At 64.2% G+C, this 15,198-nt stretch carries 15 protein-coding genes; 6 read left to right on the top strand and 9 right to left on the bottom strand.

Annotated features, from left to right (window positions below; translation table 11 throughout):
• Positions 1–28: 28 nt before the first annotated feature.
• Entirely contained in the window at positions 29–934 is a 906-nt protein-coding gene (locus tag PPA02S_RS07630; RefSeq protein ID WP_028634450.1) for an AraC family transcriptional regulator, read from the bottom strand.
• A gap of 180 nt (positions 935–1,114) precedes the next feature.
• On the opposite strand from PPA02S_RS07630, the gene calA reads away from it, so the two are divergent.
• Positions 1,115–2,167: a vanillin reductase gene (gene calA, locus PPA02S_RS07625; protein WP_028634449.1), complete on the top strand. Its 1,053-nt coding sequence runs from the start codon at positions 1,115–1,117 to the stop codon at positions 2,165–2,167.
• A gap of 42 nt (positions 2,168–2,209) precedes the next feature.
• Here calA and PPA02S_RS07620 read toward each other — a convergent pair whose 3' ends face one another.
• Entirely contained in the window at positions 2,210–3,526 is a 1,317-nt protein-coding gene (locus PPA02S_RS07620; protein ID WP_028634448.1) for a hypothetical protein, read from the bottom strand.
• A 197-nt stretch (positions 3,527–3,723) separates the two neighbouring features.
• Here PPA02S_RS07620 and PPA02S_RS07615 point away from each other — a divergent pair, with 197 nt between their 5' ends.
• Positions 3,724–4,923 carry a sugar transporter gene (locus PPA02S_RS07615; protein WP_028634447.1) on the top strand — a complete coding sequence of 400 codons (1,200 nt, stop codon included), beginning with the start codon at positions 3,724–3,726 and terminating at the stop codon, positions 4,921–4,923.
• On the opposite strand, the gene PPA02S_RS07610 is transcribed toward PPA02S_RS07615, so the two are convergent.
• Genes PPA02S_RS07610 through PPA02S_RS07600 form a run of 3 tightly spaced genes read right to left on the bottom strand, consistent with a single transcriptional unit; the run spans position 4,924 to position 7,341 of the window.
• Positions 4,924–5,505, bottom strand: a complete 582-nt coding sequence (locus PPA02S_RS07610; protein WP_028634446.1) for a LysE family translocator — start codon at positions 5,503–5,505, stop codon at positions 4,924–4,926. It lies immediately after the preceding gene.
• 48 nt (positions 5,506–5,553) lie between these two features.
• Positions 5,554–6,384: an AraC family transcriptional regulator gene (locus PPA02S_RS07605; protein ID WP_028634445.1), complete on the bottom strand. Its 831-nt coding sequence runs from the start codon at positions 6,382–6,384 to the stop codon at positions 5,554–5,556.
• A gap of 48 nt (positions 6,385–6,432) precedes the next feature.
• Positions 6,433–7,341, bottom strand: a complete 909-nt coding sequence (locus tag PPA02S_RS07600; protein WP_028634444.1) for a LysR family transcriptional regulator — start codon at positions 7,339–7,341, stop codon at positions 6,433–6,435.
• Positions 7,342–7,444: 103 nt separating this feature from the next.
• On the opposite strand from PPA02S_RS07600, the gene nfsB reads away from it, so the two are divergent.
• Positions 7,445–8,098, top strand: a complete 654-nt coding sequence (gene nfsB, locus PPA02S_RS07595; RefSeq protein ID WP_028634443.1) for an oxygen-insensitive NAD(P)H nitroreductase — start codon at positions 7,445–7,447, stop codon at positions 8,096–8,098.
• Between the two features lie 30 nt (positions 8,099–8,128).
• Here the strand turns inward: nfsB and PPA02S_RS07590 are convergent, their stop codons facing one another.
• On the bottom strand, positions 8,129–9,283 hold the full coding sequence (locus tag PPA02S_RS07590; protein ID WP_028634442.1) for a cysteine desulfurase family protein: 1,155 nt from the start codon (positions 9,281–9,283) through the stop codon (positions 8,129–8,131).
• A gap of 190 nt (positions 9,284–9,473) precedes the next feature.
• A complete protein-coding gene (locus PPA02S_RS07585; RefSeq protein ID WP_028634441.1) occupies positions 9,474–10,397 on the bottom strand; it encodes a LysR family transcriptional regulator in 924 nt (307 codons plus the stop codon).
• A 138-nt stretch (positions 10,398–10,535) separates the two neighbouring features.
• Here PPA02S_RS07585 and PPA02S_RS07580 point away from each other — a divergent pair, with 138 nt between their 5' ends.
• The 3 genes from PPA02S_RS07580 to PPA02S_RS23310 all read left to right on the top strand — a co-directional run bounded on the left by PPA02S_RS07580 (position 10,536) and on the right by PPA02S_RS23310 (position 12,694).
• The gene (locus PPA02S_RS07580) at positions 10,536–11,756 is read left to right on the top strand and encodes an acyl-CoA dehydrogenase (protein ID WP_028634440.1); all 1,221 of its coding nucleotides are present in this window, start codon (positions 10,536–10,538) and stop codon (positions 11,754–11,756) included.
• A 210-nt stretch (positions 11,757–11,966) separates the two neighbouring features.
• Positions 11,967–12,335, top strand: coding sequence for a histone-like nucleoid-structuring protein, MvaT/MvaU family (locus tag PPA02S_RS07575; RefSeq protein WP_028634439.1), 369 nt, complete (start codon positions 11,967–11,969; stop codon positions 12,333–12,335).
• The gene (locus PPA02S_RS23310; protein ID WP_080667873.1) at positions 12,335–12,694 is read left to right on the top strand and encodes a hypothetical protein; all 360 of its coding nucleotides are present in this window, start codon (positions 12,335–12,337) and stop codon (positions 12,692–12,694) included. The genes PPA02S_RS07575 and PPA02S_RS23310 overlap by 1 nt, the downstream gene beginning before the upstream one ends.
• On the opposite strand, the gene PPA02S_RS07570 is transcribed toward PPA02S_RS23310, so the two are convergent.
• Together PPA02S_RS07570 and PPA02S_RS07565 are read right to left on the bottom strand one after the other, a co-directional pair.
• Positions 12,618–13,649, bottom strand: coding sequence for a TerC family protein (locus tag PPA02S_RS07570; RefSeq protein WP_028634438.1), 1,032 nt, complete (start codon positions 13,647–13,649; stop codon positions 12,618–12,620). The genes PPA02S_RS23310 and PPA02S_RS07570 overlap by 77 nt on opposite strands.
• A 155-nt stretch (positions 13,650–13,804) precedes the next feature.
• Complete coding sequence (locus tag PPA02S_RS07565; RefSeq protein WP_028634437.1) at positions 13,805–15,112, bottom strand: substrate-binding domain-containing protein; 1,308 nt, start codon at positions 15,110–15,112, stop codon at positions 13,805–13,807.
• Between the last annotated feature and the right edge of the window lie 86 nt (positions 15,113–15,198).

Genomic DNA, 15,198 nt, shown 5'->3' with positions numbered 1-15,198 from the left:
CCCGGGTGGGTGCTGTGTGTGCAGCAGGTCAGACCGGCAAGCTCTTGTACGGCAGCTCTTCCCCTGGGCTGTGCTCGAACTGGCGCTTGTATTCGCGGCTGAACTGCGACGTGCTCTGGTAGCCCACCCGATGCGCGGTCTGCGCCACCCCCAGCCCTTCGCCAATCAGCATCTGCTGCGCCTTGAGCAGCCGCAGGCGCTTCAGGTACTGCATGGGCGCCATGTCGGTGCAGCGCTTGAAATGCTCGTGGAACGTCGACACGCTCATATTGGCCCGTGCAGCGAGGGTCTCAACGTTCAGAGGCTCGCTGTAATGCTCGCGCAGGTGAGCCAGCGCCGCACCGATGCGGGCGAAGTGCCCTTGCTGCTCCACCAAGGCCCGCAGCACCCCGGCCTGCGGGCCGCGCAGGGCGGTGTACAGCACTTCGCGGACCCGCGCCGGGCCCAGCACCTTGGCGTCCAGCGGGTCCTGCAGGCAATGCAGCAGGCGCTCCACGCTGTCGCGCATGGGCGCGTCCAGCGCCGCTGAGGTCATCGACTGGGGTGTCTGGGCCTGCACCACACCGCCCGCTGGCAAGTCCATGCGCTGCACCAGTTCACTGAGCACCGAGCGGTCGATGTCCACGGCCACGCCCAGCAATGGCGCTTGAGGCGTGGCGAATGTTTCGCACATGAACGGTACCGACAGCGCCTGCACCAGGTAATGGCCGGCGCCATATTCCAGCGTGCGCGGCCCCAGACGGGCCAGCTTGCTGCCCTGGGCCAGGATCATCAGGCTGGGTTCGTAGATTTGCGGGCTGCTGGCGACGTAATGGTCCCAGCTCAGCACCTGCACCTGTGGCAAATGGGTAGGGACGAACCCCGGGCGCGTGGCCAGGCGGCGGATCAGCGAACAGAGCGGCGCATTGGCGTCGACGTGGCGGGTCAGTTGCATGGAGCACCAGGGCAGAGAATCGGACAGTACGATGATCGCAGATTGACAGCCCGGCGCCACATGCAAAACCGGATTCCCGGAGAATCAGGCATGCATGCCGGAGGATCAGCTGTGGGCGAGGGGGCGTCGAGCAAGCAAAATGGCTCGCCTGAATCGTTTCACTTCACTGCGAGGCCCAGTATGTATACAGCCATCGGTTACGCTGCCCAAACCCCGACCAGCCCACTGGCACCCATGACCTTTGAGCGCCGCAGCCCGCGCCCGGATGACGTCGCCATCGAAATCCTCTACTGCGGCGTTTGCCACTCCGACATTCACCAGGCCCGTAACGAGTGGGGGATTGCCGTGTACCCCTTGATGCCTGGCCACGAGATCATCGGCCGTGTCACGGCGGTGGGCGACCAGGTGAGTGGGCACAAGGTGGGTGACCTGGTGGGTGTGGGCTGCATGGTCGATTCCTGCCGCCACTGCGAGGCCTGCGCCAAGGACCTGGAGCAATACTGCCTCGAAGGCCCCACCATGACCTACGCCACCCCGGACCGGATCGACGGCAGCAATACCATGGGCGGCTACTCCAGCAGCATCGTGGTCAGCGAACACTTCGTGGTACGCATCCCCGATGGCATGGACCTGCCCAGCGCAGCGCCCATCTTGTGCGCTGGCATTACCACCTATTCGCCGCTCAAGCACCACGGCGTAGGCCCTGGGCACAAGGTGGGCATCCTTGGGATGGGCGGCCTGGGGCACATGGGCATCAAGCTGGCCAAGGCCTTGGGTGCGGAAGTGACCCTGTTCACCCGCTCGGCGGCCAAGGCAGCCGAGGCTCGCCGCCAGGGCGCTGACCATGTGATCGTGTCGAGCGATGCCGAGCAGATGAGCGCGGCGGCCGGCCGCTTCGACTTCCTGCTCGACACCATCCCGGTGCAGCACGACCTCAACCCCTACCTGGAAACCCTCAAGTTCGATGGCGTGCACATTCTGGTGGGCCTGATCGAGCCCATCGACCCCGCCGTGCATGCAGCCAACCTGGTATTGAAACGCCGGGTGCTGGCCGGCTCGTTGATCGGCGGGATTGCCGAAACCCAGGAGGTGCTGGAGTTCTGCGCCCAGCACGACATCCGTTGCGATATCGAGATGCTGGATATCCGCAATATCAACCAGGCCTACGAACGCATGATCGCTGGCGACGTGAAGTACCGCTTTGTCATCGACATGGCCACTCTGCAGGGCTGACCTGCAAGTTGCCCGTACCCGCGAGGGTGCGGGCAACCTGTGCTACCAGCGCAGCGGTTTGTCCCAGCCTTTCCAGAACAGCCAGCGCTGTGTTTCAGCATGGGGGCCGGTGCCGATCTGCCACTCAGGCCGCCCGGTGTCCAGCGCGATCACCGCAACGAACCCCGCATAGGTCCCGGCTACCAGCGTGCGCCCGTCGCGGCTGATGTCCAGGGCACACAGGGTTGACCCGATGAAGTGCTGCCAGCGCTCACTGCCGTCTTCGGCGAACGCCCGCAGATAGCCATAAGCGTCGCCGACGATGTACTCCCCCTCACGCGCCACCCCGGCATACACCCGTGCGCCTTCCTGGATCACGGGCGTGCGTGGGTCGTCGCTGTAGTAATCGGTATCCAGCCCCGGCAGGTCGGCCACCCGCACTGCCAGCGTGGCACCGCTGTAGAAGTGGCAGGCATTGAGCATCAATTGGTCACCTGCGGCGTTGAACAGCGCAAAGTGCGGGTACTCGCTCACCGGGCCCACCTGCGCCAGCACCTGCAGGTTGTCGTCCAGCACCAAGTGCCGGCTGCATTGGTCACCCACCACGATCAGGCGCCCGTCGGCCGATACCGTGCCATGGGCCATGCTCAGCCCCAGGTTGATATCATCGGGGTCGATACCCTCGGCCAGGTCATCGAGCACCTGCTGCTGTTGCGGGAGCAGGCGTGTTGCGCCGTGGGCAGCCAGCAGGAAAATGCCCTCGTCGCTGACCAGCAGCACCTGCTGGCCATTGGCAAACGGGATCAGCGCGGTTGGGGTAGGTGGCATTTCAAACGGTTCGAACGGGTAGCCCTTGGGCAGCCCTTCAAGGCCGCTGGGCCAGGCCAGGCGCTGCACCAGCGGGCCGCCCCAGCCATCGGTTACGCGTACACCTTCGGCGTTGGCCAGGGCGAAATAGCGGCGCTCAGGGCAACGGCCAAAGTGCTCGACGCCGATCACCGGTGTGACGCTGTTGCCGTCGATCCGTACCACCTGGCCTTTTTCATGGGGCATGCCGATGCGCGCCAGCACGCTGCCGTCGTCCAACAACAGGAGTGTGGCGATCCCCTGGGCGTGCTCATCGAGCAACGGCACCAGGGGCTGGTGGGCCGGTGGCCAGGCCTGGCGGAATGCCTGGTGCGCCTGCTCATCCACGCCTGGCCGATTGGCCGATTGCAGGGCCGCCAGCCAGGCGTCGAGCAAGTGTTCAGTGGCAGGTGGCTGCGGCTCTTCTAGGTGATCCCAGCCCTGTGCCTGCCCTTGGGCAACGTACTGGTTGATGGCCTGAGCATAGGCCGTGACTGCCTGCTGCCACTGCTGCTGGGGATGCTGCTTGTCCATGAGTGGATGGAACTCCTTGTTGCCCACGCGTTTCTGAGAATGCGCGCATGTTACTCCTTCGGCCCTGCGGTTGTGAGGCCCTGGTTTGACGCGTACCATGCCTGCATTCCTTCCAATAACAAAACGTGCGCCCCTCCCGCGACCAGCAGGTGCCAGGCGTGCGTGGTGTTGCCTTGCCTGCGGAGAACCGGTTTTTCATGAACGGACCCACCCCCACCCACCTGCCTCCCACCGAGGGTACGGGCAGCTGGTTGAGCGTCATCGCCCTGGCGCTGGCCGCCTTCATCTTCAATACCACCGAGTTCGTACCGGTGGCGTTGCTGAGTGACATTGGCCGCAGTTTCGACATGAGTACCGCCCAGGTGGGCCTGATGCTGACCATCTATGCCTGGGTGGTGGCGCTGGCTTCATTGCCGATGATGCTGCTGACCCGCAACGTGGAGCGGCGTCGGCTGCTGCTGTTCGTGTTCGTGGTGTTCATCGTCAGCCATCTGCTGTCGTGGTTGTCGCAGAGTTTTGCCATGCTGCTGGTCAGCCGAATCGGCATCGCGCTGGCGCATGCTGTGTTCTGGGCCATTACTGCATCACTGGCGGTGCGCGTGGCGCCGCCTGGCCAGCAGGCCAAGGCGCTGGGCCTGCTGGCCACCGGCACCACCCTGGCCATGGTGCTGGGCATCCCCCTGGGGCGCGTGGTGGGCGAGGCGCTGGGCTGGCGGGTCACCTTCCTGAGCATTGCCGGGGTAGCGCTGGCCACCATGCTGTGCCTGATGAAGTCACTGCCGTTGCTGCCCAGCCAGAATTCTGGCTCGCTGCGCAGCCTGCCCATCCTGTTCAAACGCCCGGCGCTGGTCATCACCTACCTCCTGGTCACGTTGGTGATTACGGCGCAGTTCACCGCCTACAGCTACATCGAACCCTTCGCGTTGCATGTGGCGCAGCTCAGCGGTGAGCGCACCACGCTGCTTCTGCTGCTGTTCGGCGGTGCGGGCGTGGTCGGTTCGTTCCTGTTCAGCCGCTACAGCGACCGTTTCCCTCAAGGTTTTCTGGTGGGCTCGATTGGCCTGCTCGCCGCCTGCCTGTTGTTGCTGCTGCCATTTGCGGGCAACTTCTACGCCTTTGCCGCACTGAGCATGTTCTGGGGGGTGGCCATCCTCAGCTTCAGCCTGGCACTGCAGTCCAAAACCCTGAAGCTGGCTTCGGACGCAACGGACGTGGCGATGGCGTTGTTCTCGGGTATCTACAACATCGGCATCGGCGGCGGTGCCTTGTTAGGCAGTATCGTCAGCAGCCAGATGGGCGTGGCCAACATAGGCCTGGTAGGGGGTGCGGTGGCGCTGGTGGGGCTGGTGCTGGCCTCTTGCAGCAGCAAACGCTTCCGGCAGGCATTGATGCACTGATCAGAGCAACACCGCTGCCCAGGCCGAAACCAGCAATGCCAGGGCCAGAACCTGGTTGAACACGCGCATGCGCCGGGGTGCCAGCCACCTGGCGCTGCCGGCACCCAGCAACGCCCACGCGGCCATGCATGGCAGGGCAATCAGCAAAAACAGCAGGGCCAGTTGCCACACTGCGACCGAGGGTGTGGCAAACACCCCGATCACGGCGACGGCCATCAACCATACCTTGGGGTTGATCACCTGCAGGGCGGCGGCATTCAGCGCATCGAACCCACGCCCTCCAGCGCGTGAGTCAACCCCTGCCGAGCTGCGCAGCAGTTGCCAGGCAAGCCAGGTAAGCCACAGCACACCACCCCACGTCATCAATTGCCGGGCCAATGGATGGCGCAGCAACAGTTCCCCCATGCCGAGGCCAACCACCAGCACGATGGCAGCCGCGGCGGTGCAGGCGGCCATGACGGGCGCCAGGGTCGCCCGCAGGCCCAGGCTGGCGCCCCGTGCAAGGATCAACAGGTTGGTGGGGCCAGGGCTGATACTGGCTACCAGGGCAAAGAGCATGAATGGCAAAAGGGTAGGGGTCATGGAATGGGCTCCTGTCAAAGAAGCACCATGCTCACGGGTTGCTGCGCGTCAGTCTGGAAGGTTTGAGCAAAGCCTGCGGTACTGCGCCGGGGTCAGCTGGTAGGCGCGGCGGAACCAGCGCCCCAGGTGGCTTTGATCGGCAAAGCCCAGGGCAATCGCCACGTCGGCTGGGCGCTGGCCCAGCGCCAGACGGCGGCGGGCATGGGCCAGGCGCAGCTGGATAAGGTAGGCGTGGGGTGCCAGGCCGAACGCTGCCTTGAATGCACGGGTGAGGCGGAAACGGTCGATGCCGCAGGCAAGCGCCAGCTCCTCCAGGCCGATATCCCGCTCCAGGTTGTCATGCAGGTAGTCCCGTGCCCGTTGCGCTGTCAGCGGCAGGCGCGGGTCGGGGTTCTGGCGGCGGCGCCAGTGCAGGTGGCGGGTAAGGCTGGCCAGCAACGCGTCGGTCGCGCTCTGCCGGACGATGCGCAGGTCCTGCTGGTGCACCGCCTGGAAGGCGAGGGCGGTGGCCTGGGCCAGCTGCACGTCGTGGCTGAGGGTATCGGCAAAGCTCGGCAGGCTGTCGCGGGGCACCTGTTCGAACAGTGCACGCAGTTGCTGGTCCAGCCAGGCAGGCTGCAGGTACAGCGTCGAGTAAGTGAACCCATCCTCGGTTGGGGCCAGGCCATCGTGAATGTCACCGGGCTCCAGCAGAAAAACCTGCCCAGGGGTGCTGCGGTGGCGTACCCGGCGGCAATTGAATTGCTGCACCCCCTGCTCGGTAACGCCAACCAGAAAGCTGTCGTGCCAGTGGGGATCATAGGCATGCCCGACAAAGTGCGCGCGCACCGACTCGATGCCGGTATCAGCGTCCGTTTTCAGGTCGATCCAGTTGCCCATGGCCGTCTCCACCCAGGGTAAACAGCTACCTTAGCGCAGCTGCCCGCATCAGTCTGGAAGGTTTGTGCAACTGCCCCGCAGCGCCTCGAACCGTTCACGCAACCACAGGTGCAACTGGCCGACCGCGGGGGTGAGTTGCTTGCGGTGTGGGCATACCAGCGTGACCGGGGTCGGCTCGCCTGCCAGGTCGGGCAGGACGATTTCCAGCTCGCCGCTGGCCAGGTCGTTGCTCACATCCAGCCAGGACTTGTAGACGATACCTTCCCCCAGAATCGCCAGCCGGCGAATCACATCGGCGTCGTCGCTGACCAGCGGCCCGCGCACCTGCACCGTGCGGTTACCCAGCTGCCATTTGTCATACACGCGACCATATTGCATGTACAGCAGGCAGGCGTGTTGCTGCAGGGCATCGGGCGTCTGCGGCCGGCCATGCCTGTTCAGGTAGGCGGGCGAGGCCACCAGTACCCGGCGGTTCCAGTCGGCCAGGGGCAGGGCGATGTAGTTGGCGTCCTGATTGCGCCCATAGCGGATGGCAACGTCCACCGGGTCACGGTTGAGGTCGGCAATCTGGTCAGACAACAGAAAGCGCAGGTGCAAGGCGGGGTGCGCGCGGCGGAACGCGCTGAGCCACGGCAGCAACATGTTGCGGCCCAGGTCCGAGGGCGCCGACACCTGCAGGGTGCCGCGCAGCGTCCCTGGGTTGCCGTGCAGGTCTTCATGGCCCTGGCGCAGGGTCTCCAGCGCGGTCACGGCAGTGGGCAGGTAGCGCTCCCCCTCGGCGGTAAGGCGCAGGCTGCGGGTGGTGCGGGCGAACAGGCGCACATCCAGGTCGCGCTCCAGGCGCTTGATGGCGGCGGCCACCTGGCCTGGCAGCAACCCAGCTTCCAGGGCGGCTGCGGTAAAGCTGCCCAATACGCTGCTGCGCACGAACAGTTCGAGGTCAGCGAGGCGCAGCATTTTCACTCCAGCAAGAAAAGTGTTGCTCGATTGTGCCGGTTTTTCTTCGCTGCATGAAAGATAATATGGCCACCTGTCCCCCTGAAATGCCTGGAGCCACCCCATGGATACCGTTTCACTGGCCAAGCGCCGCTACACCACCAAGGCCTACGACGCATCGCGTCGCATTCCCCAGGCCACCCTTGACGCGCTGCTCGAGCAACTGCGCCACAGCCCGTCCTCGGTCAACTCCCAGCCCTGGCATTTTGTCGTTGTCGGCAGCGATGAGGGCAAGGCCCGCCTGGCCAAGAGTACCGACGCCGACTACGCCTACAACTCGCCGAAGCTGCGGGATGCGTCCCATGTGATCGTCTTCTGCGCCCGTACCACCATGACCGAGGCGCACCTGGATGCTGTGTTGGCCCAGGAGGCCACCGACGGGCGCTTCCGCGACGAGCAGGCACGGGCAGCGCAGAACAACAGCCGGCGCCACTACGTGGACCTGCATCGCCATGACCTCAAGGACATCCAGCACTGGATGGAAAAGCAGACCTACCTGGCCCTGGGTACGGCCCTGCTCGGCGCGGCGGCCTACGGCCTGGATGCGACCCCCATGGAGGGCTTCGACAGCAAACGCCTGGACGCCGAACTGGGGCTGCGTGAGCGCGGTTTGACCAGCGTGGTGATGTTGTGCCTGGGCTATCACGGCGAAGCAGATTTCAACGCCGGCCTGAGCAAGTCCCGCTTGCCTGCCGAACAGGTGTTCACGTTCCTGTAGTGGGGGTGGGGCTCACAAGGCCCCGCAACCTCACCAGAGCGCGGCCGAGGATGCAGTCAGCACCCTGGTGAACACTGCAATTGCGGTTTCTACATCCGCCTCGCGGGTAAACCTGCCCACACTCAGGCGCACGCTGTTGCGTGCCTTGCGCTCATCCAGCCCCAACGCCAGCAGCACATGCGAAGCCGCATTGCTGGCCGAGTTGCACGCCGAAGTGGTCGACAGCGCCAGCTCGGTCGCCAGTGCGGCGCTGTTGAACCCTGTACTGTCGATACACAGGTTGAGGGTGTGCGGCACGCGTTGCCGGGCGCAGCCATTGAGGCTGACGCCGGGCAGTGCCAGCAGCCCATCGCGCAGGCGCCAAGCCAACCGCTCCAGGCGTTGGTATTCGCTGCCCCCCGGCTGCCCTGCGAGGGCGAAGGCGCTGCCCATGCCGGCGATCTGGTGGGTCGCCAGGGTACCGGAGCGCAACCCCTGTTCATGCCCGCCGCCATGGATCTGCGCACGCAAGTGGGGGCGTGCCCGCGGCCCCACGTAGAGCGCGCCAATGCCTTTGGGCCCGTACACCTTGTGCGCCGAGAACGACATCAGGTCTACCGCCTGTGCGGCCAGGTCGATGGGCAATTTACCCACGGCCTGGGCAGCATCCACGTGCAGCAAGGCGCCGTGGGCACGCACCCGCTCGCCGATGGCGGCAAAGTCGGTGACTGTACCCAGTTCGTTGTTCACCGCCATCAGCGACACCAGACGGGTGTCTGCGCGCAGCGCAGCGTGCACGGCAGCGGGTTGAATCAGCCCGGCGGCGTCTGGGGGCAGGCGCGTGACCGACCAGCCCTGGCGTTCTAGCTCTGCCACCGTGTCCAGCACGGCTTTGTGTTCCAGCTGGCTGGTGATCAGGTGTGCAGGTTGCCCCAGGCCCTGGGCGATGCCCTTGAGCGCCAGGTTGTTGGATTCGGTTGCGCCAGACGTCCACACCAACGCATCCGCCGTGGTGCCCACCCGCTCTGCCACCTGCTGGCGCGCCTGGTCGACGGCAGCGCGAGCGGCTTGGCCGTACGCGTGACCACTGGAGGCGGGGTTGCCGAAGTGGGCCTCTCGGCCGAGGCTGGCGAGCATGGTTTCGATCACCCGTTCATCAACGGGCGTAGTGGCGGCGTAGTCGAAATAGAGCGGGGCGTCAGGCATGGGCAATTCCGTGTGTGGCCAGAAAGCTTCAAGTGATTGAGCAAGATTACCCGGCGCCGGAAGATGGTTTTACCTTTAGTTGCCCTGTTTTAAGAATATTTCGCGAAAAAATTCTCCCTGCTGGGAATAAGGAGAATTTTTTTCTAAGGTTAAGCCACCAGGGGGTTCATTACTGACCTGGTAAGCGCGTTCAAGGCTGCATCGTTCTCTCTTCTTGCGCCACCACACGCTCGCACAGCTCGGTGATCTGCTCGCGCATCCAGCGGTTGGCCGGGTCCTGGTCGGTGCTCTCGTGCCAGTACAGGTGGGTTTCCAGTGCGGGTACCTCCACCGGCAGCGGTTTGTAGCAGAGCTGGTGGCGACGGGCGAAGCGCTCGGGCACGGTCATCGCCATGTCCGTCTGTTGCAGCACCTGTGAGGCCATCAGGTAGTGCTGCGAGCGCAGGGCGACCTTGCGCTGAACGCCCATTTTGCCAAGGGCCAGGTCTACGTAACCCAGGCCATTGCGCCGGCTGGAAATATGAATGTGCGTCATGCCCAGGTAGCTTTCCAGGGTGAGCGTGCTGTCTGCCAGCGGGTGGCCCTGGCGCAGCGCGCACACATAGCGGTCCTGCATGAGCTTCACATGCCGTACTTGGGGGTCGGTGTTGAGCGGGGCATCAATGGCGAAATCCAGGCGGCCGGCGGCCAGCTCCTTGGTGGTTTCGCGTCGCTTGCACAAAAAGCTCTCGATCAGCACCGAGGGCGCCAGGCGCCGCAGGCGCTGAAACAGCGGGGGCAATATCACCGCCTCGGTCAGGTCGGTCATGCTGATACGAAACGTCTTGTTGGCCTGCTGCGGGTTGAAGGTGCGGCTTTCCTGCACCGAGGTGCGCAGTAGCGCCAGGGCATTGCGCACCGAGCCGATGATGTTCTGCGCCATGGGGGTGGGCACCATGCCCTGGGCGGTGCGCACGAACAGTGGGTCGTTGAAGGTTTCGCGCAGGCGCGACAGGGCGTTGGACACCGCCGGCTGGGTAATGCCGACGATCTGCCCGGCGCGTGTAAGGTTGGCTTCGGTGTAGATCGCATCGAACACGATGAACAGGTTGAGATCGACCTTGCTGAGGTTCATGGGCGCCGCTCGTTGTTTGAATTATTCGCCGATCATATATCGGTTATGAATGTTAATACACGGCGAAAATAGACTAGGTGGATGGCGCATGGCTGCTCTAGGCTCTGCTCACTTACCCCGACCATGAAGGTAGCCCCGATGGATTTCGCCTATTCGCCCAAGGTGCAGGCACTGCGCGAGCGCGTCAGCGCGTTCATGGACACCCATGTATACCCCGCTGAAGCGGTGTTCGAGCGCCAGGTTGCTGAAGGCGACCGCTGGCAGCCCACGGCAATCATGGAAACCCTCAAGGCCAAAGCCCGCGCAGAAGGCTTGTGGAACCTGTTTCTGCCGGAATCGGAACACGGCGCGGGGCTGACCAACCTTGAGTACGCACCGCTGGCCGAGATCATGGGCCGCTCGCTGCTGGGGCCGGAACCTTTCAACTGTTCAGCGCCTGACACCGGCAACATGGAGGTGCTGGTGCGCTATGGCACCCCGGCGCAGAAGCGCCAGTGGCTGGAGCCGCTGCTGCAGGGCCAGATCCGCTCGGCGTTTGCCATGACCGAGCCGGACGTGGCCTCGTCGGATGCCACCAACATGGCGGCCACCGCGTTGCGCGAGGGTGACGAGTGGGTGATCAACGGCCGCAAGTGGTGGACCTCCGGGGCCTGCGACCCGCGCTGCAAGGTGATGATCTTCATGGGCCTTTCCAACCCACAGGGCCCGCGCCACCAGCAGCATTCGATGGTGCTGGTGCCCATGGATGCGCCGGGCGTGAAGGTGGTACGCCCGTTGCCCGTGTTCGGCTACGACGACGCCCCCCATGGCCATGCCGAAGTGCTGTTCGAAAACGTACGGGTGCCCTACGACCATGTGATCCTCGGCGAAGGCCGTGGTTTCGAAATAGCCCAGGGGCGGCTTGGCCCCGGCCGTATTCACCACTGCATGCGCTCCATCGGCATGGCCGAACGGGCACTGGAACTGATGTGCAAGCGCGCCGTGTCGCGCACGGCATTCGGCAAGCCGCTGGCGCGCCTGGGCGGCAATATGGACAACATCGCCGATTCACGAATGGAAATTGACATGGCGCGGCTGCTCACGCTCAAGGCGGCGTACATGATGGACACCGTGGGCAACAAGATTGCCCGCAGCGAGATTGCCCAAATAAAAGTTGTCGCGCCGAATGTGGCCTTGAAGGTCATTGATCGCGCCATTCAGCTTCACGGGGGCGCGGGTGTAAGTGGGGACTTCCCATTGGCATATATGTACGCCATGCAGCGCACCTTGCGCCTGGCCGATGGGCCGGACGAAGTGCACCGTGCGGCGATTGGCAAGTATGAGGTTGGCAAGTATCTGCCTGTGCAGCTGATGAACTAAACAGCGAGGCAGATGGCGCCCAGTGAGGGAGCAGCGCGTGTATTGAGAGTGGCTGGGCAAAAGGGGGTGGGACAGTCTATAACTGGGAGTACGACAGGCTGAAGGTGCCCGGGCAAGTTCGACAATGTGTTGAACCAATATACTGTTCGGTGCCACTAAGCAGTTGATAACGCGTTATTACCTGGCCGTCTTGAAAAAGGAACCATGCCCATGTCCCGTCTCGCCGAATTCCGCCAGCTTGAACAAAAGCTGGCGTCGCAACTTGCTGAACTGGAAGCCATGAAAGGCAGCCCGGAGCTGCAGAAAGAAATCGAGTTTGAAACCAAACTGCGCAACCTGTTGGCCAAGTATGAGTACAGCCTGCGCGACATCGTCAATTTGCTCGACCCGCAGGCCGGGCAACACAAGGCCGCACCCGCTGTTGGGCAAAAAGCGCCGCGCCGTGCGCGGCAGGTCAAACAGTACAAGAACCCGCACACCGGTGAAGTGATCGAGACCAAAGGCGGCAACCACACCAAGCTCAAGTCGTGGAAAGCCGAATACGGTGCCGACGAAGTGGAAAACTGGCTAGCCCGCTAATGCCTGGCAAGCGCTACCCCACCACCCCGGATGGCCGATACTTCGTGGTCCGGGGGCGGCTGTGGCGCTGCTCCAACCCCTCATTGTCAGACGCGCAGCGCAGCACCTGGGTGCATGCGCTGATGCAGGCACGGCGCGCCGTGAAACATGCCAGGGCGCACAGTGACCCAAGCCTCCTCCAGCAAGCACGCGCCCAGGTGCAGGCGGCCAAGGAGGCCCTGGGCGAGCGCGGGCCGGTATGGTGGTCCGACGGCAGCCCGGACTTCAACCGGCACATGGCAGTCAACACTCCTTATGCCCAGTGGTATCGCGCGCTTGAGCAGCCCCTTGCGCAGGCAACTGCTGCCCCCGCGTCTTGATCAGCGACATCACCACCCCGCCCAGCAGCAAACCGAACGTCACCCCCAGTGACAACAGTGCCGGCACTTTGCCCACCAGGCCGTGATAGAAGATCTTGCAGCCGATGAAAATCAGCACCAGGGCCAGCGCGTATTTGAGGTATACGAAGCGGTGCATCAGCGCCGACAGCGCGAAGTACAGCGAGCGCAGGCCGAGGATGGCAAAGATGTTAGAGGTGTAGACGATGAACGGGTCCTGGGTGATGGCGAAAATCGCTGGCACGCTGTCCACCGCGAATACCAGGTCGGCCAATTCGATCAGTACCAGCGCCAGGAACAGAGGCGTGGCGTGGCGTAGCGGCTTGGTGTGCCCAGGCGGGGTGTGCTGCACGAAAAACCGTGAGCCGTGGATGTCGTCGGTGACGCGCATGTGCCGGCGCACGAACTTCAAGATCGGGTTGTTGGCGAGGTCTGGCTTGTCGTCATCCTTGGCCAAGGCCATTTTTATACCGGTGAACAACAGGAAGGCGCCGAACAGGTACAGCACCCAGGCAAAGTTCTGCACCAGCGCCGCGCCCACGCCAATCATGATCGCCCGCAGGAACACCACCCCCAGGATGCCCCAGAACAGCACCCGGTGCTGGTAGCGGCGGGGCACGGCGAAATAACCGAAGATCATGGCCATGACGAACACGTTGTCCATGGACAGCGATTGCTCGACCAGAAAGCCTGTGTAGAACTCAAGTGCCGACTGGGCACCCAGCTGGAACCACACCCAGGCGCCGAACAGCAGGCCGACACTGAAGTAGCCTGAGTACAGCAACAGGCTTTCGCGCATTTCAATTTCCCGGTCCTGGCGATGCAGCACGCCCAGGTCGAGCACCAGCAGGCCGATGACGATCGCCATGAAAACCAGCCACAACCAGGTGCTGGTACCAAGAAACGGGGTGGTGAGCAATGTGTGCAGAGCTGTCATGAGCCCCTCCTTGATTGTCGATGTTGCAAGGCAACAGTGATCCGACATGGCGGCTTGGCAGCCGTCAGAGGGGCCCGGTATCACATGGGTTTCAGGCTAGACGAGGTTACCGGCGGGGAGGGTGGCCAGCTGTTACATTTCTTTGCCGTCACCTGTCAGTACACCCACACCTCCACTCGACGGTTGCGCAGGCGGCCCTGCTCACGCTCATTGTCGGCTACCGGCAGGTCGTCCCCCAGGCCGATCAGTTCCAGCACCTCGACACCCTCGCGGGCCAGCACGCGCCGCACCGCTTGCGCCCGCAGCCGTGACAGCAGGGCTGCGCGCCCTGGGGTGTCCTTGGGGTCACCGAACCCCACCAGTACCGCCCGGCGCTGCAGCTTGCCGGCCTGGTCGAGGTAGCGGGCGACCCGCTGGATGTCGCGCAGGGCTTTGTTGTCCAGCGCGGCGCTGCCTGGCTGGAAGCGCAAACTCACACTCAACCGCCGCGCCTGCTGCGCCAGGCTGCGATAGCGCGGCGGCATCGTGGGCCGGGTGTTTACCTGTTGCGCTTCGATCTGCTGGGAAACGAAGCCTTGCCGGGCGACGATCGCCTGGCCGGCTGGGCTCTGGGCAAACTCGGCCAAGGCCGTGGCCTGCGGTTTGGGGTGGGCTGGCAGGTACAGGAACAAACGCCTGGAGAGCGGGTAATCCTCACTGGCGACCTGCGCCGACGTGGGTAGCAGGGCGGGGGTATCGCCGTCCGCCACAGGCAACACTTTGGCCCGGTGGACGGCGGCCAGGCTGCTGAAGCCAATCGCCTGCCGGTCGTTGGCCACCGCTGCGGCCAGGGGTTCGCTGGCTTCGAAGCGTTGGGCGTTGTGCGCCAATTGGCAGTGACGGGGTGCCAGCACCATCGCTTTGAAGCTGGCATAGGTGCCCGAGCGGTTGTCCCGCGCATAGAGATGAATGGCGCCACCGGGCACACCCAGCTGCTCCCAGTGATGAACCTGGCCGCAGAACACCTGGGCGAGCTGATCGGTGGTGAGTTGCGCCAGTGGGTTATCTGGGTGGGTGATCACGGCAATGCCATCCAGGGCGATCACCTGCTCGGTGTCGGCCTCGCGCAGGTTGCCCAGCGCGTGCAGCGCGCGCTGTTCGCGCTCGGTGATGGGGCGCGATGCTGCTGCCAGGTCGGCGTCACCGCGGCCCAGGGCGACAAAGCCGGTGCTGCTGCCGTGGGCGGCTATATCGACCCGGATGGGGCTGCCGGAGGCGTCGACGGCAGTGATCACTGTTTCATTGGCGGTTCGGCCTGGCTGGGTGTGCACCGCGGTTGCCTGCTGCGCCTGCAGTTGCCCCACCACCAGTGCAGGCAGCAGGGTCGCACCCATGGTATTGGAGCCGGCCAGGCGCAGGTGCACGGGCTCGGCCAGGGCTGTCAGCGGGAGCAGGTTGAACAGCAGGATGAGCAGGCGAGGCATGCCGGAAGGCCCGTGACACAGAGGTGGCCGGCAGATTACGACAGTTGCGTGATGTTTATATGACTGCGCTGGCGCAGCGGCGCCGC

It is taken from the genome of Pseudomonas parafulva NBRC 16636 = DSM 17004 (genome assembly GCF_000730645.1).
GTDB lineage: Bacteria > Pseudomonadota > Gammaproteobacteria > Pseudomonadales > Pseudomonadaceae > Aquipseudomonas > Aquipseudomonas parafulva.
Note: the sequence above shows the minus strand (reverse complement) of the source record. Positions and strands in the feature narration are given on the sequence as shown.

Bases quoted from the DNA above. Each gene is read 5' to 3' on its own strand.
- PPA02S_RS07630 (WP_028634450.1), bottom strand. From the start codon at position 934: ATGCAACTGACCCGCCACGTCGACGCCAATGCGCCGCTCTGTTCGCTG.
- calA (WP_028634449.1), top strand. From the start codon at position 1,115: ATGTATACAGCCATCGGTTACGCTGCCCAAACCCCGACCAGCCCACTG.
- PPA02S_RS07620 (WP_028634448.1), bottom strand. From the start codon at position 3,526: ATGGACAAGCAGCATCCCCAGCAGCAGTGGCAGCAGGCAGTCACGGCC.
- PPA02S_RS07615 (WP_028634447.1), top strand. From the start codon at position 3,724: ATGAACGGACCCACCCCCACCCACCTGCCTCCCACCGAGGGTACGGGC.
- PPA02S_RS07610 (WP_028634446.1), bottom strand. From the start codon at position 5,505: ATGACCCCTACCCTTTTGCCATTCATGCTCTTTGCCCTGGTAGCCAGT.
- PPA02S_RS07605 (WP_028634445.1), bottom strand. From the start codon at position 6,384: ATGGGCAACTGGATCGACCTGAAAACGGACGCTGATACCGGCATCGAG.
- PPA02S_RS07600 (WP_028634444.1), bottom strand. From the start codon at position 7,341: ATGCTGCGCCTCGCTGACCTCGAACTGTTCGTGCGCAGCAGCGTATTG.
- nfsB (WP_028634443.1), top strand. From the start codon at position 7,445: ATGGATACCGTTTCACTGGCCAAGCGCCGCTACACCACCAAGGCCTAC.
- PPA02S_RS07590 (WP_028634442.1), bottom strand. From the start codon at position 9,283: ATGCCTGACGCCCCGCTCTATTTCGACTACGCCGCCACTACGCCCGTT.
- PPA02S_RS07585 (WP_028634441.1), bottom strand. From the start codon at position 10,397: ATGAACCTCAGCAAGGTCGATCTCAACCTGTTCATCGTGTTCGATGCG.
- PPA02S_RS07580 (WP_028634440.1), top strand. From the start codon at position 10,536: ATGGATTTCGCCTATTCGCCCAAGGTGCAGGCACTGCGCGAGCGCGTC.
- PPA02S_RS07575 (WP_028634439.1), top strand. From the start codon at position 11,967: ATGTCCCGTCTCGCCGAATTCCGCCAGCTTGAACAAAAGCTGGCGTCG.
- PPA02S_RS23310 (WP_080667873.1), top strand. From the start codon at position 12,335: ATGCCTGGCAAGCGCTACCCCACCACCCCGGATGGCCGATACTTCGTG.
- PPA02S_RS07570 (WP_028634438.1), bottom strand. From the start codon at position 13,649: ATGACAGCTCTGCACACATTGCTCACCACCCCGTTTCTTGGTACCAGC.
- PPA02S_RS07565 (WP_028634437.1), bottom strand. From the start codon at position 15,112: ATGCCTCGCCTGCTCATCCTGCTGTTCAACCTGCTCCCGCTGACAGCC.